This window comes from Hydrogenimonas cancrithermarum, from assembly GCF_030296055.1.
GTDB lineage: Bacteria > Campylobacterota > Campylobacteria > Campylobacterales > Hydrogenimonadaceae > Hydrogenimonas > Hydrogenimonas cancrithermarum.
In genome coordinates, this window is sequence record NZ_AP027370.1 from 347,254 (window position 1) to 371,100 (window position 23,847).

A 23,847-nucleotide genomic window follows, 5' to 3' on the forward strand; every position below is an offset into this window, starting at 1 on the left:
CGGTGAGAGGAATCCCTTCACGGAGTCGTTCGTGAAGAGAGGGAATATCCCATTATGAAAAAGTTCAAACTTCTTCTCAAAATTTCTCTGACCATCGCGGCACTCTGGTTCGTGCTGCGAAAGGTCGATATCGGCCAACTCAAATTTTCACTGCAAAGTGCCGACGCTTTCTGGCTCTTCGCGGCCTTCATCCTCTTCAACCTCTCCAAAATCGCCAGTGCTTTCCGGCTCAATATCTACTTCGAAGCGGCCGGCCTGAAACTGTCACAGGGCTACAACCTCATCCTCTACTACGTCGGGATGTTCTACAACCTCTTTCTGCCGGGCGGTATCGGCGGTGACGGCTACAAAATCTACCTGCTTAACCGTCACTACAAACATGGGGTCAAACCACTTTTCCAGGCGGTCCTGCTCGACAGGCTGAGCGGCCTCGCGGCATTGGCGTTCTACGCCTCTCTGCTCTTCGCTTTCAGTGACTATGCGAATCTTCTGGGTTCATGGACGGCATGGATATCGCTCGGTCTGGCCGTTACCGTTTTTCCCATCGCTTATATCGCGACAAAATGGCTCTTTGGCATTTTTTTGAAGGTTTTCAACACCACGATGCTCTGGGGGCTGGGTGTCCAGCTGCTGCAGCTTCTATGCGCCTGGGCCATTGTAAAGAGCCTCGCGATCGACCATGCCATGCTGGAGTATTTGACGCTCTTCCTCGTTTCGAGCGTCGTCGCCGTCCTGCCGCTCACCATCGGCGGGGTAGGGGTACGGGAGCTCACATTTCTCTATGGCCTCGGATATATCGGTGAAGAACCGAGCCTCGGCGTCACCTTCTCCTTTCTCTTTTTCATGATAACGGCACTCTCATCGTTGATGGGTCTCTTTCTGCTCAATCGGGTGACACAAACTCCAAACAAAGAGGTCCCGTAAACTATGCACGCACTACAGTTCATCGCCCTGGACGAAGCCGCTTTACAAGCCATCGAAATGGCGAATCTGAGCAAGCACACGAAAGTTGTCGCACCGACACCCGAACGTACCATGAAAACAGCCGACACCGGCCGGCTTCCCGTCTTCGTCGTCTCCTCGCTGGACGATCGGATGGAAAAAGCCATCCGCTCTTTTCAGGGCCGAGGCCTCCTGCTCTTTCCCGAACCGGAGCGCACGGGACCGATGACGGAAAACGTTTTGAAAAGCGGCCTCGTTCCGATACCGGTGAAACTGGAGTCGCTGGCGACACTCTCCTTTTCTCACGCCGTCAAAAGTGTCGAAACGCTCTTCCTGGAAGCGACGCCAGAAGATTTTATGCTGGGAGCCGAAGATCATTTCGACGTTCTAAAACCCCATACCTTCAATCGATTCTATCATGCAGAAGGCAGACATCTACGCGAAGCGGTCCTGCGCATGGCACACAGAGCGAGAACGCTTCGCCGGATCGAGGGTATCGCCTACACGCTCCAACTGCCGGCCGATACGCCGCTCTTTGCACTCGACGAGGCGCTCGACGTACTGGAGATTGCCGTACCCCCCGAAACACCCCTGCTGTTCGCCATACGGTTCGATAAGGATACCGCGTCTCACGTCAAGATCAGCGCCTGTATCGGTAGTCAGACACACATGACATCCGACATCCAGACACGAATCGATGCGCAGCCGACTTATCTTGGCAAAACCGCCGTCGTCGTGGAGAGTTTTGCCGCCAACGAAATCGATGAAAAACTTCTCGAAGCTCTCTGCCGCGACAACGGCATCGAGCCGGAAGATGCCGACAGGCTTTACGACATCCTCTACCTTCGCACCGACGAGACAGCCTCTTTGATGCGGCATCTTCGCGAGAGCCGAAACACCGAAGAGCGCATCGACGCCATCGCCAAAGCACTGACCGACGGATTTATCGACGTAAAGATTCTGGAGGAACTGGCCATACTCTACCGGCTTCCGCCCGATGAGATCATCGCACGGGCCAATGGGTTGAAACCCGCCGGAAGCCCATCGTAAAGTTGTTCATTCCATATCTTCGACACACCGGAAATAGCTCCTATGCTCCTGTTCGCTCGTCGCGACGGAGCCGACGCTGAAACCCACCACATAGGCTTCGTTATCACCGAATTCGTCGTCACTCCAATAGTACTTCAAATGCATCGGTCCGAAAATCGACTTGTTGACGGCCGGTTTGACATAGTTGTAGTTGACGATGGCATAGAGCTCGTCGAGGGTGGGAAGACGCATCTTCCTCTCTTCGCAATAGGCCTGTGCTCCTTCGAAGGGAAGCTTGAGGTTACGTCTGGTTTTCTTCTCTATCGATTCCCAGATAATCCCATTGCGGCGATCCACCACCCGTCCGTCGGGAAGTTTTTCGAAACCCTCGTCCGACTGCATCACCTTTGCCTGGTTCGTACAGATGAGATGCGCTTTGACCCATTTTGGCGTCGGCGTAATGTCTCCGTCCTGCAGATAGAAGGCAAAGGCCGGAATATCCTTGTTGTTGACGAAATACTCGTTTTCATGCCGGATCATCTTCACGATCCGTGCCTCACCCAACGTGTTGCCGCTCCAGTAGCGCTTATCTTTTCCAAATTTTTCCGTCTCTCCACGAAGCGGAAAAAGTTCCCATATCTCCGGTACACGCCATCCATTGCCGAGTTTCTGCCCGCACACATTGCGTGCCTGGAAATAGTCGTAGGTTCCATCTACTTCCCTGAACTCGCCGGCAAAGAGCAATAGTGCCGACACCATCGTTATCAAGACAGATCGCATTGCAGTATAATCCTTTATATGAAACTGAGTGCAGGTATTTTACCATTTAAACAAGATCCCGACGGAATAAAAGTCTACCTCGTCCATATGGGCGGCCCTTTCTGGAAAAAGAAGAAGCGGTCGTGGAGTATCGTCAAAGGGGAAGTGGAAGAGGGAGAAGATCTTCTGCAGGCGGCAACACGGGAGTTTTTCGAAGAGACAGGGCAGAGGATCGATGGAGATTTTTTTCCGCTTGGCGACGTCAAGAGCTCGAACAAACGAATTCATGCCTGGGCTGTGGAGGTGGAGCCTTCGACCGAGATACGATCCAATACATTCGAGCTTGAATGGCCACCGAAGTCGGGGAGGGTGATGCAGTTCCCGGAAGTGGACAGGGCGGCATGGTTCGGCCTCGAAGAAGCGAAAGAGGTGATTGTCGCTTCCCAGATTCCATTTCTCGAGCGGTTGGCTGAGCTTCTTCGAAAAAACTAACGCGACTGCAAAAGTATTTTACAGCTTGCATTTGACTATAATGCACGAAAATTTACAGAAGGAAATGTGTATGAAAATCAAACTGTTGGCGGCACTCTTCGCCTCGGCGCTTCTCATGAGCGGCTGTAACAACAAAGTGGAAGAGAAACCTCTTATCGAGGTGAAAGAGGGGAGAGTCGCACCTGCAATCGAAGTGGGAAAACCGTTCGAGTCGGGAACGTTGAAGGATCAGTTCGGGAAAGAGGGCAGTGTTACACCCGATACCGAAAAAGTGATTATCGTATTCGGTAAGGCGACAGGCCATCTGGTCAAAGAGTACCTCAATACCAAACCCAACGATTTCCTGGCGAAAGAACATGTCGTCTTCATCGCGGATGTAAGCGGTATGCCTTCGATGATCCTCAAATATGTCGCACTTCCGGACCTGCAGAAGCACAAATACCCGATCTATCTGATTCTCGATGAAAAAATTTCCGAGAAGTTCAGGAACGAAAAATATAAAGATTACATTATGGTGGTAGACCTCGACCACGCTATCGTCGAAAAGGTGGATTTCGTCACGAGCGACAAAGACCTCGAAAACGCCATAGACTAAATCTCTATCTGCATAAAATCATACGCCACTTCGACGTTACCGTCGAAATGGCGCTTCGCTTCCTCCACCAACTCCGAAACTCTTCCTTTTTTATCGTATCTTGGGCTGATATGATTTAATATGAGCCATTCCACCCCCATTTTCTGTGCCGCTTCGGCCAACTGCTTCGCCGTGGTGTGTTTGAATTTTCTGGGCAGATGGTCGAAATCGTACTGTGTGTAGGTCGCTTCATGGATCATGAGGTCGTACGGCGCGAAAGGTGAAAATAGAAGGGGGTCGTCGTTGTCCCCACCGATGGCGATGCGTCTGCCCTTTTTCGGCACACCGACAAGATCTCTGCCGTCGATCGAACGCCCGTCGGGCAGCTTCACCGTTTCGCCCCTTTTCAGTTTCGAATAGAGTGGCCCTTCCGGAATCCCGAGAGCCTTGGCCTTTTCGATATCGAACCGTCCGGGCGTATCGTCGAAAATGACGACAAAGCCATACGATGTGATTGAATGAGAGAGCTCGACGACAACGATACGCATTCCCTCGAAACGCATTGTCGTATCTTTCGAAATCTCGAAGATTTTCAGATCGAAGGGAAGGTTGAGCTGTGAAAATTTCATGACCGTTTCGAGCATCTCCTTGATGCCGGGCGGGCCGTAGATCTCCAGCGGCATTTCGGCTCTTTGCATCCCTTTGGATGCCAAAAGCCCGCAGAGCCCGTAGACATGGTCACCGTGTAGATGCGTGATGAAGATACGGGAGAGGTTGTAGGCACTGAGACTCGTTTTGAGAAGCTGATGCTGTGTCCCTTCACCGCAATCGAAAAGCATCCAGGCTTTGGAGTTTTCAGGCTGAAGGGCGAGGGCGGAGACATTTCTGTTTCGTGTCGGGACGCCGGCCGAGGTTCCCAGAAATATGATCTTGTTCATTTGCTGCCCCCTCCTGCGATATCGTCCATGACGCTAGCCGCCTCTTTGAGCCGTTCCTTGTCGAAATGGGTATAGATTCGCGACGTATCGAGACTGGCGTGTCCCAGCGCCTCCTGCACCAATACGAGGTCTCTCTTTTTAAGGTAGAGCATCGTTGCGAAAGTGTGGCGCAGCATGTGGGCACCGTTCTTCTCTTTCCGTATACCTGCTTGCATCAATATCTTCTCAACGATGCGGCTGACATAGGCCTGGGTGAGGGGAGTACCCTTTTTGTTGCAGAAGAGCCAATCGCTTTCGCATTGGCGCAGTTGCATCCATTCGGATAGATATTCATTAATATGAGAAGCTTTGATCATGACGACACGCGCCTTGTTCCCCTTGCCGGTGATGCGGATGAGATAGATGTCGCCTTCGGGAATCAGATCTTTGGTTTTGAGCTGGAGCGCTTCGCCGACGCGGATGCCGGTAAAGAGGATCAGTTTGATCAAAAGACGGTTTCTGGCCGCCACGGCCGTCTGAAAGGGATGGGTTTCGATCGCTTCGAGAAAGCGTTCGACTTCGGCTTCTTGCATGTAAGAGGGGAGTTTGGTACCGCTTTTACCGGACAAACCGCCCCAGTTTTTCAGCTCGATACCGTAATGGTGAGCTTTCGAGTCCATATCGCCGTTTTGTTTGTCGATATAGCCGAAAAAGTTGATCATCGCGATACGGTAGTTCTTTTTGGTCGCATCCGAAAGAGTCGCGGTCGCCGAAGCCAGAAAGTCGCTGATGAGCTCTTCGTCGATCTCTTTCATCGAAGCGAGCCCGAGATCGGTCAGATAGATGTAAAGTTTTTCCAGAGGCTTGTAGTAGGTATTGATGCCGATCAGCCCTGCATTTCGCGCCTCTTTGGCAAGACGTGAGAGTGTCTCTATACCATCGACACCGGTACGCAGCTGCGCGATGATACGCGCGAGCATTTGCGGGTCGTTGACCTGGCGGTTGGAGAGCGAATTGAGCTTGGAGTGCATGTAGCGGCCCATCCAGAAAAGCAGTGTTTTGTCGAAGCGGTTTTCGAAATCGAGCGGGTATCGCATAGTCAGAATCCTGTGTCATGGAAATAGATTCAAAAGTATTGAAAACTATAATTTTCAAACTATATTTTATCGCCATCATCTTTAAAATCAGCTTCACAACCTGCATGATCAAATGTTCACTTGGCGATTAATATATTATTAACGATTGTTCATCTATAATAGCGTCGTCAAAGAACAGTCGTTCATCCACCAAAAACCAATATATGGGGATTTCACAGAATGCCGAAACAGAAAAACACAAAGCAGAAAATCATCGATGCGGCGATCGAATTGATCGCTAAGCAGGGGTACAGAGGTGCATCGGTGCGAAAAATCGCCGCTGCCGTAGGAATTAGAGAAAGTGCCATTTACAACCATTTCAGAAACAAAGAAGAGATACTCAAACAGATCATTTCAGAGATTTTCGTCACCCCTTTCGAGTTCAAAGACCTGGAAGAGAAAGCGAAAAAAGGAAAGTCGTTTCTGCATCAGTTCGTTGTAGCCTATAAACTGATATCGTTCGACAAAAAGAAAGAGAAACTCTTCAGAGTGTTGATGATCGAGCTTTTTCAAAACAAGGGGTTGAGGGAAAGTTTTCTGCAGGAGTTTCACCAAAAGGATATTCAGCAGCTATCCAAGGCACTCTTTATCATGATGCAGGAGGGGTTGATACGTTCAGGAGACCCGATGTTCATGGCGCAGGAGTTTCTCGCTCCCCTCTTCTACATCAGGCTCCAGGTGTCGCTGCTACGCATCGATTCCAAATCGACGGCACCCATTGCGACACAGTTTGAAAAACATGCCGATTTTTTCTGGGAGAGTGTAGCGCTTTGAGCCAGCGTTACGCGAACATGACGTAGCGAATCGATGCCGACATCAGATGGGGTATCTCCTCTTTGCTGACACCGGTGATGATCAGCTGGATATCAAGGCTGGCAAGAAGTGTAAGCAAAGCGTTCTGTGAAGCGGTATCCAGGTCAAGATAGAGAGATGTATGCATTTTGATATATGCCGGAGCCGTATATTTCAAATAGCTGTAATCTCCGTTTTCAGCGCTGAAATGGTTGATTCCGAAACGAATTCCGCTTCGCCGGAGAGCAGCGGATATACGCTCCACGACAATCGGATCGAGAGAGAGCAGATCGTACTCCGATATTTCGACAAACAGACGTCCGCGAATATTTTTCGAAATCTCTTTCACCGACTTTTCGAAATGAAAAAACTTATCGCTCTCCTCCAGCATGTCCGCGATCAGCTCGAAAGAGATCGTTTGCTGCGAAAAATGGTGCTGTTTCATATATTCGATCTCGAAATTCATAAGATCGTACTCCATACCCAGCTCTATGACAACGGGCACATAATCACCATATTTCAATATTTTCGATTCGTATGCAATGTTGAACGAGAGTGTATATGAGACCTCTTTGTTCGTTTTTAGGTCGACGATCGGATCGAAATGGGGCTGGAGCCGTCCCTCTTTCAGTGATTTACTGATGATCTGGCGCCACTGCATCTTTCCCGCCACAACGGCAGGCCTGTCACTGCCATCGAAAGCGACGATACGGTTCTCATGATAGAGTGACGCTTGCGAAAGTGCTGCATCCGCACAGCTCAACAACTCGCTCACATGTGATTTTCGCACATATTCGCATATTCCGATACTCAGATAAAGAACTTCTCTCAAACCACTTCTGTCACTCAAAACCAGAAAATCTTTAATGATATTTTCCGCCAGGTCTTTTGCCGTAATCGCATTGTAAACCGGCAGTACCAATCCAAACTCTGTACCGTTGATACGGCATATGATGGGTTCATGGACCATTTCACACGATTTTTGCAAGATCGATGTGAATCGCATAAAAATATCGTCCACTCTCTTGTGCCCTACTCTTTTATTGGCATACGGAATCCCGTTGATTCGAATCAAAACCAGTACACCACGCGACCGGCTGTCGTTTGCCAGCAGGTATTCAGGCAGTTTAACCTGAAAATAGCGCCGGTTGAAAAGGCCGGTAAGATAGTCGTAATAGAGTGTATCCTGACATTTTTTCATCGCTTCGGAACTTCTTTCATAGAGCTCTTTGACCCGTTTCACCATCGAATTCATCGTGATAACCACATTTTTCAGCTCCGGAGAAGTTGGAAGCTCTTTTTGGATTATAAAACGGTTATGGCTGATTCCCTCAGCCTGATTTCGGATATTTTCCAAAGAACGTAACAGAATACCGAGAACGAAATGAAGAATCACGAGCCCCAAAACGCCGAAAAAGATGAAAAGATAGAGTGTATATTTGAAAAGTTCGAAGAGCTGTGTATATGCGTCTGCTTTGTCCGCCCGTACGAGAACGACACCGAAGGATCTATTCTTCCCATCTACAAAGTTTTCGGCAATCATTGTATGAATGCCGACAAAATCGGCGAACCAGAAAGGTACATTACCGATATCCGGTTCTTTCGTTTTGCGATAGACAGGAAGTCTCTCCATACTTTCAAACTCTATCAGCGAATAAGCCCCACTCTCGAAAAGCGTATCGATGATCTCCCGAACTTTCTCTTTCTCTCCATTGACCGCTCCGATGGAAAGACTCAACGCAAAAGCCGTATTTTTCGCTTGAACGTTGAGCTGTTCTTCGATATAACTTTTCGTTTTGAAAAAATTGATACCCAATACACCACCGAGAAGCAACAAGAGAAGCACGGAGACATAAATTCCGATTTGCTTATAGAGTGTCAAATTAAAACCTTGTATCTATAGGATACATTCTCCTTCGAAGGCTGTGCCAAGCAAAGTTTCAAGAGATACCCTATTTGTGGATTTCAACAATTGTATATAAAATTTGATTATCTAAATCTTAAGGAAAGTGTGCCGACAGACGCGTATTCATCGGTATCACATTGAAGATTTACATTGGAAGTATAAAAGCCAACCTGCCGGCATCTCTTCGGATGCAACTCATTGCCGGCAGGAAATTACATGGAATTTCAGTTATCAGGTGTATAGGGGACCAGTTCGAAACCGATGGTGTTGAGGTAAAAGACACCGCCATCGAGATTCACGGCATTGTAGCCATTCTGACGGAGAAAGTTCGTGACCATGCGGGTACGGCTTCCCGTACGGCAGATAAGCCCTACCAGCGTCTCTTTGTCCGCAATTTCATGATACGCTTCGAGAAATTTGTCTACATCGTAATTTCCGAAATCGTCGAAAAACGTAATACATTTCGCGCCAGGAACTATTCCGGTCTGCCGCCACTCCATCTCGGTACGGATATCGATAATCTTCATCGTTCCGTTTTCCAGCATCTCTTTGGTCGGACGGATGTGGACCGCCTTGCTGATCTCTTCGGGCGTCATACTATTTCCTTTTGCGAATTTTTGCGCAATTTTATCATCAATCTTCTCAAATGTATTAAACAAACGAAACTATTTCTTCAATTTAAGCTATGTTTCGTCTCGGTCGAAATTTTTTAGAAGGGTACGATAGCGGTCGACACCCATGAAGCTCTTTTCAAGACGCCATCTCAGAATAAATTCGACAATCTGGTCTTTCAACACTTCATCGAGATTCTCCACCCTGCCGAAATAGCCGAGACTTATGTTTTTTGCCCGCTTTTTTCCATCCTCCTCTATATAGGTTATCGCGATGATCTGGGCATATTTCCCCTCCGATATTTTGCCGATCGTTTTCTGATTCAGCGAAATCCCGGAAAGATTGATCGCTTTGAAATCGAAAAGTTCTTTGAAATCCATGACTTTTCCGGAGAGTTTGAGCTGAGCGAAGAGCTCTTTCAGACGCTTGAGATTCTTTTTGCGTTCGATCTCGTAGGATGAAATTTCATTTGCCAGTGCCTTGAGCCGGTCGATTTTACTACTCATTTCCTGCTCCATATTAAAAAATATTACCCTATTCTATCGACTTTTTATGGTAAAATCAACACTTCATTAAGTAGTTGGAATCAAGGAAACATATGTCCATCAAGACACCCTATCTCGCCACCGACAGCATTATCGAATGTTTCGACCGAAAAGGCGATTTTCAGGGGATCGTTCTGATCGAAAGAAAAAACCGTCCACACGGGATCGCCCTGCCCGGCGGATTCGTCGAAGTCGGAGAGAGTGTCGAACATGCCTGTATCCGAGAGATGAAGGAAGAGACCGGGCTCGATATCGAATTGAGGTATCTGCTGGGTGTCTACTCCGATCCGAAGAGGGACCCGCGCTTTCATACGGCTTCGGTCGTTTTCGTCAGCCATGCCGAAGGCATTCCCGTCGGCGGCGACGATGCCAAAACGGCAAAACTTTTTCATCTTTCGGCCATTCCATGGGAACGGCTGGTTTTCGACCACGAAAAAATATTGAAAGATTATCTCCACCACAAGGAAACCTGCTGATCATGGATTACCTATCGATTTCCGGCCCCTCACGTCTAAGTGGGACCGTTACGATCTCCGGTGCCAAAAACGCCGCTCTCCCTCTCATTGCAGCCACCCTTCTATGCAACGAACCCTGTACCATCGACAACATTCCCGACGTCGCCGACATTCGTACCCTCTTGAAACTGCTCGGCAAACTCGGAAGCGAATTCGTTTTCGAAGAACATACTCTGAGTATCGACAACGAAGAGATCACCAACACCACCGCGACTTACGACATCGTCAAGACCATGCGTGCGTCTATCCTGGTTCTCGGCCCGCTTCTGGCACGTTTCGGGCGATGCGAGGTGAGCCTGCCCGGCGGCTGCGCCATCGGGCAGCGTCCGATCGACCTGCACCTCAAAGCACTCGAACAGATGGGTGCACTCATCGAAATCAAAAACGGTTACGTCGTTGCTACCGCCCCGGAAGGGCTTCGCGGAGCGCGTATCATTTTCGACAAAGTGACCGTAACCGGCAGTGAAAATATCATTATGGCGGCTGCCCTGGCAAAGGGAAAAACGGAACTCATCAATGTGGCGAAAGAGCCCGAAGTGGTTCAGCTGTGCGAAGTCCTGCGTGATGCGGGGCTACAGATCGAAGGAATCGGTACCGACGAGCTGACGATACACGGAACCGACAGAGAACCACTCTGTTTCCAACCCTTTTCGATCATTCCCGACCGTATCGAAGCCGGCACCTATCTTTGTGCCGCAGCCATCACCTACAGCTCTATCAGACTCGAAAATGTCCGGGCCGACCATCTTGACGCCGTAACGGCCAAACTCCATGAAGCGGGATGCCGTATCGAAAACGATACAAAAACCATGACGATCTATCCGGCTGCCAGGCTCAAAGCGTTCGAGATCTCCACGACGGAGTACCCAGGATTTCCCACCGATATGCAGGCCCAGTTCATGGCACTTGCGACCCAGGCCGAAGGGGTGAGCATCATCGAAGAGAGGCTGTTCGAAAACCGTTTTATGCATGTGAGCGAACTTCAGCGGCTGGGTGCCAGTATCCACCTCAAAGGCAATACCGCAACCCTCAACGGCCCGATCCAGCTTCTCGGTGCAGATGTAATGGCGACCGATTTGCGGGCGAGCAGCGCACTCGTTCTGGGTGGCCTGGCGGCAAGCGGCGTTACGAACGTCCACCGCATTTATCATCTAGACCGTGGATACGAACGCTTACATGAGAAACTGAAAGGTCTCGGTGTCGACCTTGAAAGATTGAAGGAGTAGTTTCTACTCCTCTTCGAAGATGATGATTTCGTAGTTGTTTTTGGCGATAATGGCACGATGACTCGGAATGACCGTATCGTTGTTGGCTTTCTCGAGCTCTTCTCTCAACGAGTCGATCTCTTTTTGCATCGCATCGATCTTCTCTTTGAGCTGCATGATGATATCCACACCCGCAAGGTTGACACCCAATTCGCGCGTCAGACGTAAAATCAGTTTGATACGATCGATATCGCGCTGTGAGTAGAGACGCATACGCCCCTGTGTCCGTGAAGGCTCGATAAGCCCTTCCCTCTCATACTGCCTGAGTGTCTGGGGATGGATATTCAACACCTTCGCCACTACACTGATCAAATAGACCGGTTCATCATAACTGTGCATCATTCACCTCCCGGAAGTTTCTCTTCCATCATTTTAGCAAGTTCGGGGTCGAGATCCTCGACTTTCGGCAAGACAATGTTGGCAATCAAGTAGAGATCGCCTTTCACTTTCGTCTTGCGATTCATGACACCCAGCCCTTTGACACGGAATTTCTGACCGTTTTTGGTGTTTTTCGGAACTTTGAGCGTGATCTCTTTCTCCAATGTAGGAACCTTGATTTTTCCACCGAACATTGCTGTTTTCAACGGAATATCGATCGTTTTATAGAGGTCGTCCCCTCGTCTCTCGTATTCAGGGCTCGGCGCCACTTCGATTTTCAGAAGCAGATCGCCACGCTGTCCATTGTAACTCTTGCCTTTTCCGCGGATACGCAAGGTCTCCCCGGTTTTGACACCGGCGGGAATGCGGATATCGAAATTTTCACCATTGACGGAGATGCTGTGGGTTCCTCCGAGTGCCGCGACATTGAACGGTATCGTGATCTTCGCATGGATATCCAAATCGGGCGTACCCATGCCACCCATGTCGAATCCGCCGAATCCGCCACCGCTGAATCCACCGAATCCCCCGCGTGCGGAACCGCCGCCGAATCCGCCGAACCCTCCGCCGAATATGTTGCGGAGAATCTCGTCGAGGTCGACATTGGCACCCTGTCCCTGCGCGAAATCATGGAAGTTCTGACCGCCGAATATCTGATCGCCGAACTGGTCGTACTGTTTCTTCTTCTCAGGATCGCTCAGAACTTCATACGCAGCATTGATCTCTTTGAACTTCTCTTCCGCTTCAGGGTCTTTGTTGATATCGGGATGGTATTTTCTCGCTAATTTCCGATAGGCACGTTTGATTTCGTCGGCGCTTGCGTTTTCGCTAACACCCAATGTTTCATAGAGGCTTTTACTCATGCCCACTCCTTCCAACTAACCAATTTTGCATAATTATATCACAATAGTTTAGTCAAAGTCAATCAACTTTGATCATAAAAACATAATCATACCTACTCTCTTTTTCATTCGGTTTTGGACAAATTGGAGTGAGTGGCACGGTGCGGAATCTCCGCACCGGGAAGTAGAGAGGTTTAGTGAAGAAAGTGGCGTACGCCGGTAAAGTAGAGTGCGATGTCGTGTTCGTCGGCCGCTGCGATCACCTCGTCGTCACGGATCGAACCGCCCGGCTCGATAATGGCTTTGATGCCCGCGGCCGCCGCCGCATCGATCGAGTCGCGGAACGGGAAGAACGCTTCGCTCGCCATCGCCGCACCCGTGACGTCGAGACCCATCTCTTCCGCCTTTTTAAGTGCACATCGCGCGGCATCCACTCGGCTCGTCATCCCCATCCCGACGGCGACCATTGCACTGTTTTTGACGTAGACGACGCAGTTTGACTTGGTCAGAGCCGCCACTTTGTAGGCGATTTCCAGGTCTTTCATCTCCTGCTCGCTCGCCTGTCGTTTTGACTTGCACTCGGCTTTTTCGATCTCTTCCTCTTTCACTTTGTCGGCATCCTGGTAGACAAAACCGCCGGAAATGTGTTTGAAGTCGTACGCGTCATCGCTGACGATCAGCTTGTCGCTGCCGTACTCGAAGAGTTTGATACGCTTCTTGGAAGCGAACACCTCCTGGGCCTCCGGTGTAATTTGCCCGGCGATGATCACTTCGAGGAAGATCTCGTTCATCTTCTGAGCCAATGCTTTGTCGACGACACCGTTGACAGCCACGACACCGCCGAAAGCCGATACCGGGTCACACTTGAGCGCATCGACGTAAGCATCGATCAGGTTGTCGCGGATCGCGAAGCCGCATGGGTTTCCGTGCTTGACGATACAGACGGCGTTTTCATCCCCGAATGCCGCTGCGATCTTCACTGCACCGCTGATATCGGTAAGGTTGTTGAAGCTCGCTTCACCTTTGAGGGTTTTGAAGTTTTTGCTGAAAAAGTCGTCGAACTCGTAGAGCGCACCTTTCTGATGCGGGTTTTCGCCATAACGGGTGTTGAAAACTTTGTTTCCGACGATAAACTGTTTTTCTCCGAAACCTTCGTTGAAGCGCTTATTCATATAGTTGGCGATCATACTGTCATACGCCGCCGTATGTTCGAACGCCTTGATCATGAGGCCACGGCGCATCTGAAGCGTATTCTGACCGTTTTTGAGCGCTTCAAGCACCGGCACGTAGTCGTTCGGATCGGTCACGATGATAACGTCGTTGAAATTCTTCGCCGCACTGCGCACCATCGCGGGCCCGCCGATATCGATATTTTCGATGATTTCATCGAAATCGTCGGTACGCTCGATCGTCGCCTTGAAAGGGTAGAGATTCACGCAAACCAGGTCGATTCCGACAATCCCATGCGCTTTCGCCGTCTCGACATGCTCTTCAAGATCGCGCCGATGCAAAATACCTCCGTGAACATACGGATTCAGCGTCTTGACACGCCCGTCAAACATCTCCGGAAACTTCGTCACTTCGCTGATATCGATCGCCTTGACGCCGTTCTCTTTGAGAACCTTCAGCGTACCGCCGGTCGAAACGATCTCGAAGCCGAGCGCTTCCAGCCCTTTGGCAAACTCCACCACACCTGTTTTGTCACTTACACTCACCAACGCTCGTGCCATTGTCCAGTCCTTCTTCTTTATTGTTGCATTCTCATGAAAACGGCCCGGGTGGGCCTACGACGTAAAGGTCAGATATCCTGTTCGATAATTCGCTTGAACGTATTGAAGTAGAGATCGTTCAGCTTCTCCATCGACATTTCGACGTCGTTGAGTTTCACTTTGTCGCCGCCGACCGATCCGATCGCCTCGCACTTCAATCCCCGTTCTTTCGCCATTTCAGCCACAGCGTCGACATTCTCCGACGCCACTTCGAGCACTGCACGTGCGAAGCTCTCGCTGAAAATGTTGATATCTTCACCAAGATCGGCTTTGACATCGGCCCCCATACCGCCGACTGCCGCCATTTTCGCGATTGCGATGGCCAAACCGCCGACATTGAGATCTTTCGCCGCTTTCAGCAACCCTTTTTTGTTCGCTTCGATCACGAGATCCCAAAGTGCCAGCTCTTTATCGTAATCGATCTGCGGCAGCGTACCGCCCGTGACTTTGAAGAGCTCTTTGAGATAGAGACTGCCACCGAACTCTCTGCGTGTTTCGCCGATAAGCAGGAGTTTGTCACCCTCTTCCTGAAAAGATGAAGGCAGCACATTGTGCTGGGAATCATTGACGCCGACCATGCCGATCGTCGGGGTCGGGAAGACGCTGACGCCGTTGGTTTCATTGTATAAAGAGACGTTGCCGCCCGTCACCGGCGTATTCAGTTTCGCACACGCCTCCTTGATCCCTTCGCATCCCTGCGCGAACTGCCACATCACCTCCGGGTTTTCCGGATTGCCGTAGTTGAGACAGTCGGTAATCGCCAGCGGACGTGCACCGCTCATCGCAACGTTTCGGCCCGACTCGATCACCGCCGCCGCCGCACCCCCTTTGGGGTCGATGTAGCAGTAGCGCGGATTACAGTCGGAACTCATCGCGATCGCACGGCCGTTCTCCTTGACGCGGATCACCGATGCATCGAGTTTTCCGCCGTTTTTGATCGTGTTGGTCTGCACCATCGAGTCGTACTGCTCGTAAACCCATGCTTTGTCGACAACTTCGATCGATTTGACCAGCGATTCGAACGCCTCCTGGTTGGAGGGGAGTTCATATTTGTCAATATCAATATCTTTGATCTCATCCAGATATTTCGGGCGTGCCGTCGGGCGGTCGAGTACCGGCGCCTCCTCGCTGACCGGATCGACCGGCACTTCAGCCACCTTCTTCCCGTGCCAGTAGAGCTCCATCAATCCCGTATCGGTCACCTCGCCGATCACCGCACAATCGAGCTCCCACTTTTCGAAAATTTCGATGATTTTATCTTCCGTCCCTTTGCGCGCACAGATCAGCATCCGCTCCTGCGACTCGCTCAGCATCAGATCGTACGGTGTCATCCCCTCTTCGCGCATCGGCACTTTGTCCAGATCCATCCGCATACCGCTGCCGCTTCGCCCCGCCATCTCGAACGAGCTGGAGGTCAAACCTGCCGCACCCATATCCTGGATACCCACGACATAGTCGGTCTTGAAAAGTTCCAGACACGCCTCGAGCAGCAGTTTTTCGGTAAAAGGGTCACCGACCTGTACCGTCGGACGAAGCGATTTGGACTCTTCGGTGAAGCTGTCGGAACTCATCACCGCGCCCCCCAGGCCGTCGCGGCCGGTTTTGGAACCGACATAGATAACCGGGTTGCCGACACCTTCGGCTTTGCCGTAGAAGATTTCGTCCGCTTTCGCGATACCCAACGTAAAGGCGTTGACGAGAATATTGCCGTTGTAGCTGTCGTCGAAGAACGTTTCGCCGCCGACGGTCGGAACACCCATACAGTTGCCGTACCCGCCGATACCTGCGACGACGCCGCGCACGAGGTGGCGCTGATAGGCTGCCGACTGGTCATCACCGCGGACACGTCCGAAACGAAGGGCATTGAGGTTCGCCACCGGGCGCGCACCCATCGTGAAAACATCGCGCAAAATACCGCCGACACCCGTTGCCGCCCCCTGATAGGGCTCGATGAAACTCGGATGGTTGTGACTCTCCATCTTGAAAACCGCCGCATAACCGTCACCAATATCGATAACACCGGCATTCTCGCCCGGCCCCTGAATTATCCACGGCGCCTCGGTCGGGAAGCCGCGCAGATATTTCTTGCTCGACTTGTAACTGCAGTGCTCGCTCCACATTGCACTGAAAATACCAATTTCTACGATATTCGGAAGCCGCCCCAATATCTTTTTAATATGTTCGAAATCCTCTTCGGAAAGTTTGTGTGCCTTCAAAATCTCGGCGATATCCTGTTGCATACGGGTACCCTTGCATTAAAATCTCAAAATTGGGGATATTATAATAAAAGAGTGCTTGGTATGAGTTAAAATGAAAAGTTTATGAAAGAGGCTTCGCTGTTTGGTTCGGGAGTTCTTTTCAGATTTCGAGGAGCAATCGAAGAAAATTTTCCAAAAGCTTGCTTTCCTCATCGTATTCAGCTATACTTCTTTCCAGAAAGATGATTTAGATTCTCGTCTTTGTGTGTGATCGTTCTACCTCGACCCTTCGAATTAGAGTTCTAACCCGCAAGATAGCTTCCAAACACTTTTCAAATTTCAATACAAAAAGGTATCGCCATGGCAGATATTATCAACGGAACCGTCAAATGGTTCAACAGCGAAAAAGGTTACGGATTCATCCAGCCTGAAGATGGTGGGAAAGATGTATTCGTACACTTCCGTCAAGTCAACAACACAGGTTTCGGCCGCGTCGAACTCAACGAAGGTCAAAAAGTAACTTTCTCCATCGGACAGGGTGAAAAAGGTCCTCAAGCAGAGAACGTCACTCCGCTTTAATTCCTGAACAGGGCGGTTTTTCGCCCTGCTTTATCTCCTGCTACCCTACTTTCTTTTATCAACTCGAACCATCATTCTTTCAGTTTGTCCAACTCTCCGGTTTTGACTATCACGCCGTTATGATCGGCAATCGCATAGACGACACCTCGATTTTTCGCACTGTCCAAGGCATTCTCGGCGATCGTCAGCATCGTGTTAAGATAGATGTGGACACCATGCATCGTCACACCCCCACAATGTATATCGTAAGCAAGTGGTTTACCGTTGATTTGGCATGAAGAATCTTCGATGCATCTGCGAATGTGAGAGATGATATTGGGAAGATCCTTTTCGGCACAGTCGCTCAAGAGAATGAAAAAGCCGGAGCCACCGAAACGCCCGACTATATCGCTCTCCCTTACGCATGACGTGATACTTTTGTAAAGATGCTCCAAAACGGTATTTCCGATCGCAAAACTTTTTCGAACATTGATCTTCTCCAGAGCATCGATATCCACGACAAGAAGGCTCATCGGCCATTTTCTTCTTCTGGCCTGCTTGATCTGAATATTCGACATCTTGACGAAAAAGGCATAATTGTAGGCACCGGTGACATCATCTAGCCGCATACTCTCGTGCAGGGCTTTTTTTAGCTGCTCATTTTCTTCTCTATATGCTTTGAGCTGTTTGAACTGTTTGAGATAAAATAGTAAAAACGCGGAAATTGTCAATACAAGGAGAATGGTCGTTAAGGCTATTGACACCAGTTTTTTTTCCTCTCCTGGGCATAATCGATTCTGTTTCTGTTTAAAACATTATACTTTCAAAAGCTATGGAATGCAATGGTTTTGAAGGCCAAAAAGAAGAAAAAGTCGCCGTGGAAAACAGAGAAAATTTTCTTCTGTTTTCCAAAGACGGATCATGGATTTTATACAACATAAACCGGTTTATTTAGATATACGCACCACCGAAGGCGTTCCAATTCTTTTTTGGAACGCCTATTCGACCGTTACACTTTTGGCAAGGTTTCTCGGCATATCGACATCGTTGCCGAGACGTATAGATATCTCCATGGCAAGTAGCTGTTCGACGACCATCATCTCGAAAAATTCCAGCATCGGATGTTTGTGCGGATGGGTCAGTATGAAGTCATCCGCCAATTCGAACATTTCAGGAGAAATGGAGAGAATCGTCGAATCGCGGGCACTCAGCTCCTCGACATTGCTTTTTGTCTTTTCATAAAGCAGAGTTTTTGGCATCAGCGCGATTGTAAAGAGTTCGGCGTCGGCCAACGCGATGGGGCCATGTTTCATCTCACCGGCAGGATAGCCCTCCGCATGCAGATAGCTGATCTCTTTGAGTTTGAGTGCACCTTCGAGTGCAAGAGGGAAGAAGATATCGCGTCCGATAAAAAAGAATCCGTGCCCGTGAAGGTAGCGTTTGGAGAGGCGTTTGCACTTTTCATGCACATCCAAGGCTTTTTGAAGTACTTTGGGAACATAACTCATAAACCTGAGTTCCTCTTTGACGGTATGGTTGTCGAGTGTCGCACGTTTTTTCGCAAAAAATATGGAGAGCATCCAAAGTACCATCACCTGCGTTGCAAACGCTTTGGTACTCGCGACCCCCTTTTCGATACCTGCCCGCGTCAGAATCGTCGCATCGGCCAAACGTACGATGGAGGAGTTGTCGACATTACAGATTGCAAGCGTCTTGAGCCCCGCTTTTTTTGCCATTTTGAGCGCTTCGAGGGTATCGGCCGTTTCACCACTTTGGCTTATGACGATAAACAGGGTATCGGAGGTCAGAAGCGGCTCTTTGTAACGAAACTCGCTTGCGATCTCGACATTGACGGGCATTTTGGCCTGACGTTCGAAAAGATAGCTCGATGTGAGAGCGGCATGGTAACTGGTACCACAAGCACAGAGTTTGATGCGCGAAATACCTTCGAGAAACGTTTTTCCAAGTTCTTCGAAAACGATGTCGTCATCGAGGACCCTGCCGATCATCGTATCGCCCATCACCTGATACTGCTCGTAAATCTCTTTCTCCATAAAAAAGCGATAGCCCCCTTTTTGCGCCGTCAGTTTATCGCCGGAGAGGGAAACGAACTGTAAAGCATCGGGCTCGGAATGGATGAGGTCGGGGGTCGCATACCCAATCGTGCCATCTTCCATGTAGGCGACCTCTTCCGCTTCTCCGATAAGCGGTGCGTCCGAAGATGCGAAAAAGACCTCACCCTGACGGTTTCTGCCGATTATCATCGGAGAACCTTTACGGGCAAAAAATATCGTATCCGGAGCTTTTTGAGTGATCAGCAAAACGGCATAAGCACCATCGAGTTGATCGATCGTCGCTTTGAAAGCGGAAAAAAGATCGCTGTGACGCTCGATCTCCTTTTCGAAAAGATGAACGATCACCTCCGTATCGGTCTGGCTCAAAAAGGTTACACCGTCGGCTTCTAGCATCGCTTTGATTTCCCGATAATTTTCGATGATACCGTTGTGAACGACATAGCTGTACTCGCCCATGTGAGGGTGTGCATTGAGTTCCGTCGGTTTGCCGTGTGTCGCCCAGCGTGTATGGCCTATCCCGACCCCCGGTCCTTCCGTCTCGAAATTTTTCGTTTTTTCATCGAGGTTGCTCAATTTTCCGACAGCTTTAAACGACTGAATCTTTCCGTTTTGCATAACGGCGATACCCGCCGAATCGTACCCGCGGTATTCAAGTTCACGCAAACCTTCGATCAGCTGGCGCTTGATCTCTCTTTTACCGATATAACCGACAATTCCACACATAAACTATATCCTTATTTTCCCAAACAGAATTCGCCAAACATTTTATCCATAATATCATTAAAATCCACTGGTTTCGATATGGAGCTGATGGCGGAAATCGCTTCGGTGAGGTGGAAGGTGAAGATTTCAAGTTCCCCCGTAAGCAGCGGTGTTTTAGCCTCAGCAACCGCTTCTTTCGCACGTTTGACCGCTTCGATCTGACGTGAGGAGATCAGAAGAAGTTCGTCTCCCTGAGCCATCCGGGAGAGTCTTTTTTCGAGTGCAGAGACAATCTGTTCGCCTTTGTTCTCCCGGCTCAGGCGCAGAGGCTTGAAAGGTTCGATCTTTTCGGTATCAAGCATTTGTGGCAGATCGGTCTTGTTGAGTGCCACGATCATCTCCTTCTCATTCATGTACCGCTCGATCAGAAGCAGAATCTTCTCATCCTCCTCGTCCCAGGGCCGGCTCGCATCGAACATTGCAATGACGATGTCGCTCTGTTCAATCGCAGCGACAGAGCGTTCGATACCGATCTTTTCGATGGCATCGGCCGATTCGCGAATCCCCGCCGTATCGACGATACGGACCAGATGGCTTCCTATGCGTATCTGTTCTTCGATCGTATCGCGTGTCGTACCCGCGATTTCGCTGACGATGGCGCGCTCATAGTTGAGCAACGCGTTGAGAAGAGAACTCTTGCCAACGTTCGGCTTGCCGATGATCGCCACTTTGAAACCTTCGATCAAACCTCGTCTACGTTCACTCGAACTGACAATGCGTTCGATTTCACGCTCGATCTCTTCGAGTTGATGGGCCATATTTTCGAGCATGTCTTCGGGAAGATCCTCTTCGGCATAGTCGATCGTCACTTCGGCAAATGCGACGGCACGTAGCAGTTTTTCCCTCATGTCGTCCACAAATTTTTTAAGTTCCCCTTTCATTTGACGCGCCAGGATTTTCGCAGCATCCTCGCTTTTCGCCTCGATCAGTTTGGCGATCGCTTCCGCTTCGGTGAGGTCGATGCGTCCGCCAAGAAAGGCACGGCGTGTAAATTCACCCGGTTCCGCTAGCCTTGCGCCATAATCCAGGACCGTTTCCAGAATCTTTTCTGCCACAATCGTACCGCCATGACACTGAAATTCGACAATCTCTTCCGTCGTGAAACTGTTGGGGGCTTTGAACCAGATGAGAATCGCTTCGTCGATCAGTTCGTCGTTTGTGTCGTATAGAGTACACAGGTGGGCATGTCGGGGGATAAAAGAGGTTTTTTTCGTAATTTTTTCGGCAATGGCGAGTGCCTCATCGCCGCTGACGCGGACGATGGCGACCGATCCCACCCCGGTGGCGGTGGCAACGGCCGCTATGGTATCGCTCATCTGCGCTCCATAAACTCGTTGATAATGATATAGCGGCCGCCTTCACGGTTGGTGCGGACGGCGACATATTTGTCCGGAAAAAACTCCCGCAGCCGTTTCAACGCAATCTGCACGAGTATACCGTCGAGAACTTTGGTCTGTCCACGTCCCTCGTTTTCCACCCGCTCGACGATCGGCTGCAGATAATTCTCGATCATCACCTCCTGGTTTTTCAGGAACTCGGCGATCTCGAGACGCAATTTATAGCCGTATTTGCCGTGAATCCAATTGTAGAGAAGATAAGCAAGCGCTTTGTAACGGTACCCCTCCTTCCCGATCAACAATGCGGCATCGGCACCGTTGAACTCGATCAGAAGAGTCTCCTCGTCGTAAGCGCTGACACGAATCGGTTCGATATCGAAACAGGCGGATGCGAAGAGTCCGTTGATTTCGTGTTCGACTTCAACGGCCACCGTATGAATATCGGGGGATTCGGTATAGAAATTATCGAAAATCTCATCCTCTTTTTGAAGAGACCTTTCTTCGGGTTTGGACTCACCGGAGGAAGCGATCTGGCTTTCAGCAGGTTGTATCGTTTCTTCCATAACGGATTCCGAGGGCTCTTCCACTTTCGAAAGCGCTCCAACCTCTTCCCTGTTTTCCTCTGCTTCCACTTTCGAAAGCTCTGCCGAAGATTCGAGAATGTCAGATTTTTCCTGAACTTCTTTTGAGCATGCCGCGACGATGATCGCCGATTTGCGCCCAAATCCGAGAAAACCTTTCGAAGGATTCTGGACAATCTGGATATCCAGCTCCGTAATCGAGCAGGAGAATGCTTTGGCCGCTTCGGCATACGCCTCTTCAAGTGTCGGAGCTTCGAACTTTTTCATCACTCCGCCTTTTTATGCTTTTCCAACATTCTGTTGATAAGTAGCTGTTGTGCGACGGAGAAGATGTTATTGGTGAGCCAGTAAAGTACCAGACCGGCAGGGAACGTGACAAAGAAGAAGGTAAAGATAACAGGAAGCCATTTAAATATCTTCTCCTGCATCGGATCGGTAAAGTTGTTCGGCGTAACACGCTGATGCAACCACATCGATGCACCCATCAAAATAGGCAGTACATAATAAGGATCCATGACCGAAAGATCGTCGATCCACAAAATCCACGGCGCTCCCTTGAGTTCGATCGCATTCAGAAGAACGCGATAAATCGCGAAGAAAACAGGAATCTGCAAAATCATCGGCAGACATCCGCCAAGCGGATTCGCCTTGTGCTTCTTGTAAAGTTCCATCATATGGGCGTTCATTTTCTGCGGGTCGCCCTTGTACTTCTTCTGAATCTCTTTGATCTTGGGCGCCAGCTCTTTAAGGCGGTGCATCGAAACCATCCCTTTGTAGGTCAGAGGATAGAGCAAGATACGGATGAGAACCGTCAGTGCGACAATCGTCCAGCCCCAGTTGGGAATAAAGCTGTGCAGCCACATCAAAACTTTGAACATCGGTGCCGCGATAAAGGTGAACCAGCCAAACTCGATAATCTTGGTCAACTCCGGATGAATCGCCTGCAAAATCTTGAACTCTTTCGGCCCGATATAGCCGTGCATTGTAAACTGGTTTCCCTCTCCTTTGACGAAGAGGATCGGGTTCTCTTCGGCATCTTTGTTGATGACGACATCCATCCCTTTTTCGAAATCGTAAAAAGCGGTTGCATAGTAGCGGTCGAATGCGACGGCGATACGCGCTTTTCTGAACGATTCAGTCCCTTTGGCATCTCCGTCATCGATGATCGTCAGCGTCCCGTCCGCCTCTTCCACCATAACACCGTGCACGGTATAGTTATCGATACGAAGGTCCGGACGTACGCCTGGGGAAATGAAGTAAGGTTTCGGTTCACTCATCTTGATTTCGACATCGTAATGGTGGTCCGGATAGATCGTAACCCGTTTTTCGACAATCAAACCGTCAAGATTTTGTCTGAAAAGTATTACACCGGGGCCATCGGTACCGATATCGAGTTTCGATACCGACACACTGTAAGGCGTCTTGAAGGCGAGTTCGTTGAGTGCAGGATCACTGAATCGGATCTCGAGCGGTTTGGGAATGCGCGGAGAGTTGAAAAGTTTAAGCTCTTCACCCTCTTCCGTTCTGTACTGCCTATCTTTGAGATACATTTGAGAAATACGTCCGAGCCCGTCGAACTCGATCCTAGCGTTCGATGTCTCGACTGTCGCGATGACATCCGCCAATGCCGTCTCCACTGGCTGTGTACGCTCTACGGGTTTGGTCGATACTTCACTTCCGGCAGCGGCCCCAGCGGGTTGGAGCTCACGCTGTTTCGCTCTATCCTGGACCGCAGTCTGGACTGTTATGTTTTTATCTGCTATATGCTGCGGTTTGGGCATGAAAAAGTAGTCATACCCGATAAAAACGAGCAGCGAGAGCACGGTTGCGATGACAACACGTGTCTGTGTATTCATATTCTCT

At 49.8% G+C, this 23,847-nt stretch carries 23 protein-coding genes; 8 read left to right on the plus strand and 15 right to left on the minus strand.

Annotation, left to right across the window (positions count from 1 at the left end):
* Positions 1-54 precede the first annotated feature (54 nt).
* Together QUD54_RS01750 and QUD54_RS01755 are read left to right on the plus strand one after the other, a co-directional pair.
* A complete protein-coding gene (locus tag QUD54_RS01750; protein WP_286337245.1) occupies positions 55-924 on the plus strand; it encodes a lysylphosphatidylglycerol synthase transmembrane domain-containing protein in 870 nt (289 codons plus the stop codon).
* Positions 925-927: 3 nt separating this feature from the next.
* On the plus strand, positions 928-1,992 hold the full coding sequence (locus tag QUD54_RS01755) for a hypothetical protein (RefSeq protein WP_286337246.1): 1,065 nt from the start codon (positions 928-930) through the stop codon (positions 1,990-1,992).
* A gap of 6 nt (positions 1,993-1,998) precedes the next feature.
* Here QUD54_RS01755 and QUD54_RS01760 read toward each other — a convergent pair whose 3' ends face one another.
* Entirely contained in the window at positions 1,999-2,751 is a 753-nt protein-coding gene (locus QUD54_RS01760) for an Lcl C-terminal domain-containing protein (RefSeq protein ID WP_286337247.1), read from the minus strand.
* Between the two features lie 18 nt (positions 2,752-2,769).
* On the opposite strand from QUD54_RS01760, the gene QUD54_RS01765 reads away from it, so the two are divergent.
* Together QUD54_RS01765 and QUD54_RS01770 are read left to right on the plus strand one after the other, a co-directional pair.
* Positions 2,770-3,222, plus strand: coding sequence for an NUDIX domain-containing protein (locus tag QUD54_RS01765; RefSeq protein ID WP_286337248.1), 453 nt, complete (start codon positions 2,770-2,772; stop codon positions 3,220-3,222).
* 70 nt (positions 3,223-3,292) lie between these two features.
* Entirely contained in the window at positions 3,293-3,817 is a 525-nt protein-coding gene (locus QUD54_RS01770) for a hypothetical protein (protein ID WP_286337249.1), read from the plus strand.
* Here the strand turns inward: QUD54_RS01770 and rnz are convergent.
* A complete protein-coding gene (gene rnz / locus QUD54_RS01775) occupies positions 3,814-4,734 on the minus strand; it encodes a ribonuclease Z (RefSeq protein WP_286337250.1) in 921 nt (306 codons plus the stop codon). The genes QUD54_RS01770 and rnz overlap by 4 nt on opposite strands.
* The gene (locus QUD54_RS01780) at positions 4,731-5,810 is read right to left on the minus strand and encodes a tyrosine-type recombinase/integrase (RefSeq protein ID WP_286337251.1); all 1,080 of its coding nucleotides are present in this window, start codon (positions 5,808-5,810) and stop codon (positions 4,731-4,733) included. The genes rnz and QUD54_RS01780 overlap by 4 nt, the downstream gene beginning before the upstream one ends.
* A gap of 219 nt (positions 5,811-6,029) precedes the next feature.
* Between QUD54_RS01780 and QUD54_RS01785 the strand changes: the two genes are divergently transcribed.
* The gene (locus QUD54_RS01785) at positions 6,030-6,623 is read left to right on the plus strand and encodes a TetR/AcrR family transcriptional regulator (protein ID WP_286337252.1); all 594 of its coding nucleotides are present in this window, start codon (positions 6,030-6,032) and stop codon (positions 6,621-6,623) included.
* A 7-nt stretch (positions 6,624-6,630) separates the two neighbouring features.
* On the opposite strand, the gene QUD54_RS01790 is transcribed toward QUD54_RS01785, so the two are convergent.
* The 3 genes from QUD54_RS01790 to QUD54_RS01800 all read right to left on the minus strand — a co-directional run bounded on the left by QUD54_RS01790 (position 6,631) and on the right by QUD54_RS01800 (position 9,665).
* Positions 6,631-8,523, minus strand: coding sequence for a bifunctional diguanylate cyclase/phosphodiesterase (locus QUD54_RS01790; protein ID WP_286337253.1), 1,893 nt, complete (start codon positions 8,521-8,523; stop codon positions 6,631-6,633).
* Between the two features lie 248 nt (positions 8,524-8,771).
* Complete coding sequence (locus tag QUD54_RS01795; protein WP_286337254.1) at positions 8,772-9,143, minus strand: rhodanese-like domain-containing protein; 372 nt, start codon at positions 9,141-9,143, stop codon at positions 8,772-8,774.
* Positions 9,144-9,230: 87 nt separating this feature from the next.
* Entirely contained in the window at positions 9,231-9,665 is a 435-nt protein-coding gene (locus QUD54_RS01800) for a hypothetical protein (protein ID WP_286337255.1), read from the minus strand.
* A gap of 92 nt (positions 9,666-9,757) precedes the next feature.
* Between QUD54_RS01800 and QUD54_RS01805 the strand changes: the two genes are divergently transcribed.
* Together QUD54_RS01805 and murA are read left to right on the plus strand one after the other, a co-directional pair.
* Positions 9,758-10,180: an NUDIX hydrolase gene (locus tag QUD54_RS01805; protein ID WP_286337256.1), complete on the plus strand. Its 423-nt coding sequence runs from the start codon at positions 9,758-9,760 to the stop codon at positions 10,178-10,180.
* 2 nt (positions 10,181-10,182) lie between these two features.
* Positions 10,183-11,445: a UDP-N-acetylglucosamine 1-carboxyvinyltransferase gene (gene murA, locus QUD54_RS01810; RefSeq protein WP_286337257.1), complete on the plus strand. Its 1,263-nt coding sequence runs from the start codon at positions 10,183-10,185 to the stop codon at positions 11,443-11,445.
* Positions 11,446-11,448: 3 nt separating this feature from the next.
* On the opposite strand, the gene QUD54_RS01815 is transcribed toward murA, so the two are convergent.
* The 4 genes from QUD54_RS01815 to purL all read right to left on the minus strand — a co-directional run bounded on the left by QUD54_RS01815 (position 11,449) and on the right by purL (position 16,713).
* Positions 11,449-11,823 carry a heat shock protein transcriptional repressor HspR gene (locus tag QUD54_RS01815; protein ID WP_286337988.1) on the minus strand — a complete coding sequence of 125 codons (375 nt, stop codon included), beginning with the start codon at positions 11,821-11,823 and terminating at the stop codon, positions 11,449-11,451.
* A complete protein-coding gene (locus QUD54_RS01820) occupies positions 11,823-12,725 on the minus strand; it encodes a DnaJ C-terminal domain-containing protein (protein ID WP_286337258.1) in 903 nt (300 codons plus the stop codon). The genes QUD54_RS01815 and QUD54_RS01820 overlap by 1 nt, the downstream gene beginning before the upstream one ends.
* A 173-nt stretch (positions 12,726-12,898) precedes the next feature.
* A complete protein-coding gene (gene purH, locus QUD54_RS01825) occupies positions 12,899-14,434 on the minus strand; it encodes a bifunctional phosphoribosylaminoimidazolecarboxamide formyltransferase/IMP cyclohydrolase (RefSeq protein ID WP_286337259.1) in 1,536 nt (511 codons plus the stop codon).
* Between the two features lie 68 nt (positions 14,435-14,502).
* A complete protein-coding gene (gene purL, locus QUD54_RS01830; RefSeq protein WP_286337260.1) occupies positions 14,503-16,713 on the minus strand; it encodes a phosphoribosylformylglycinamidine synthase subunit PurL in 2,211 nt (736 codons plus the stop codon).
* A 318-nt stretch (positions 16,714-17,031) separates the two neighbouring features.
* Here purL and QUD54_RS01835 point away from each other — a divergent pair, with 318 nt between their 5' ends.
* On the plus strand, positions 17,032-17,250 hold the full coding sequence (locus QUD54_RS01835; protein ID WP_286337261.1) for a cold-shock protein: 219 nt from the start codon (positions 17,032-17,034) through the stop codon (positions 17,248-17,250).
* A 71-nt stretch (positions 17,251-17,321) separates the two neighbouring features.
* On the opposite strand, the gene QUD54_RS01840 is transcribed toward QUD54_RS01835, so the two are convergent.
* The 5 genes from QUD54_RS01840 to yidC form a co-directional block, all read right to left on the minus strand.
* Positions 17,322-17,993 (minus strand): GGDEF domain-containing protein, encoded by a 672-nt coding sequence (locus tag QUD54_RS01840; protein ID WP_286337262.1) that lies wholly within the window; start codon positions 17,991-17,993, stop codon positions 17,322-17,324.
* Between the two features lie 234 nt (positions 17,994-18,227).
* Entirely contained in the window at positions 18,228-20,027 is a 1,800-nt protein-coding gene (glmS, locus tag QUD54_RS01845; RefSeq protein WP_286337263.1) for a glutamine--fructose-6-phosphate transaminase (isomerizing), read from the minus strand.
* An 11-nt stretch (positions 20,028-20,038) separates the two neighbouring features.
* Complete coding sequence (mnmE, locus tag QUD54_RS01850; protein ID WP_286337264.1) at positions 20,039-21,382, minus strand: tRNA uridine-5-carboxymethylaminomethyl(34) synthesis GTPase MnmE; 1,344 nt, start codon at positions 21,380-21,382, stop codon at positions 20,039-20,041.
* The gene (locus tag QUD54_RS01855) at positions 21,379-22,251 is read right to left on the minus strand and encodes a Jag N-terminal domain-containing protein (protein ID WP_286337265.1); all 873 of its coding nucleotides are present in this window, start codon (positions 22,249-22,251) and stop codon (positions 21,379-21,381) included. Before QUD54_RS01855 ends, mnmE begins: the two co-directional genes overlap by 4 nt.
* Entirely contained in the window at positions 22,251-23,840 is a 1,590-nt protein-coding gene (yidC, locus tag QUD54_RS01860) for a membrane protein insertase YidC (protein WP_286337989.1), read from the minus strand. Before yidC ends, QUD54_RS01855 begins: the two co-directional genes overlap by 1 nt.
* Positions 23,841-23,847 lie beyond the last annotated feature (7 nt).

Bases quoted from the DNA above. Each gene is read 5' to 3' on its own strand.
- QUD54_RS01820 (WP_286337258.1), bottom strand. From the start codon at position 12,725: ATGAGTAAAAGCCTCTATGAAACATTGGGTGTTAGCGAAAACGCAAGC.
- rnz (WP_286337250.1), bottom strand. From the start codon at position 4,734: ATGAACAAGATCATATTTCTGGGAACCTCGGCCGGCGTCCCGACACGA.
- QUD54_RS01755 (WP_286337246.1), top strand. From the start codon at position 928: ATGCACGCACTACAGTTCATCGCCCTGGACGAAGCCGCTTTACAAGCC.
- purL (WP_286337260.1), bottom strand. From the start codon at position 16,713: ATGCAACAGGATATCGCCGAGATTTTGAAGGCACACAAACTTTCCGAA.
- QUD54_RS01770 (WP_286337249.1), top strand. From the start codon at position 3,293: ATGAAAATCAAACTGTTGGCGGCACTCTTCGCCTCGGCGCTTCTCATG.
- QUD54_RS01760 (WP_286337247.1), bottom strand. From the start codon at position 2,751: ATGCGATCTGTCTTGATAACGATGGTGTCGGCACTATTGCTCTTTGCC.
- glmS (WP_286337263.1), bottom strand. From the start codon at position 20,027: ATGTGTGGAATTGTCGGTTATATCGGTAAAAGAGAGATCAAGCGCCAG.
- QUD54_RS01765 (WP_286337248.1), top strand. From the start codon at position 2,770: ATGAAACTGAGTGCAGGTATTTTACCATTTAAACAAGATCCCGACGGA.
- QUD54_RS01815 (WP_286337988.1), bottom strand. From the start codon at position 11,823: ATGCACAGTTATGATGAACCGGTCTATTTGATCAGTGTAGTGGCGAAG.
- QUD54_RS01785 (WP_286337252.1), top strand. From the start codon at position 6,030: ATGCCGAAACAGAAAAACACAAAGCAGAAAATCATCGATGCGGCGATC.
- QUD54_RS01800 (WP_286337255.1), bottom strand. From the start codon at position 9,665: ATGAGTAGTAAAATCGACCGGCTCAAGGCACTGGCAAATGAAATTTCA.
- purH (WP_286337259.1), bottom strand. From the start codon at position 14,434: ATGGCACGAGCGTTGGTGAGTGTAAGTGACAAAACAGGTGTGGTGGAG.
- QUD54_RS01780 (WP_286337251.1), bottom strand. From the start codon at position 5,810: ATGCGATACCCGCTCGATTTCGAAAACCGCTTCGACAAAACACTGCTT.
- QUD54_RS01855 (WP_286337265.1), bottom strand. From the start codon at position 22,251: ATGAAAAAGTTCGAAGCTCCGACACTTGAAGAGGCGTATGCCGAAGCG.
- QUD54_RS01750 (WP_286337245.1), top strand. From the start codon at position 55: ATGAAAAAGTTCAAACTTCTTCTCAAAATTTCTCTGACCATCGCGGCA.
- mnmE (WP_286337264.1), bottom strand. From the start codon at position 21,382: ATGAGCGATACCATAGCGGCCGTTGCCACCGCCACCGGGGTGGGATCG.
- QUD54_RS01805 (WP_286337256.1), top strand. From the start codon at position 9,758: ATGTCCATCAAGACACCCTATCTCGCCACCGACAGCATTATCGAATGT.
- murA (WP_286337257.1), top strand. From the start codon at position 10,183: ATGGATTACCTATCGATTTCCGGCCCCTCACGTCTAAGTGGGACCGTT.
- QUD54_RS01795 (WP_286337254.1), bottom strand. From the start codon at position 9,143: ATGACGCCCGAAGAGATCAGCAAGGCGGTCCACATCCGTCCGACCAAA.
- QUD54_RS01835 (WP_286337261.1), top strand. From the start codon at position 17,032: ATGGCAGATATTATCAACGGAACCGTCAAATGGTTCAACAGCGAAAAA.
- yidC (WP_286337989.1), bottom strand. From the start codon at position 23,840: ATGAATACACAGACACGTGTTGTCATCGCAACCGTGCTCTCGCTGCTC.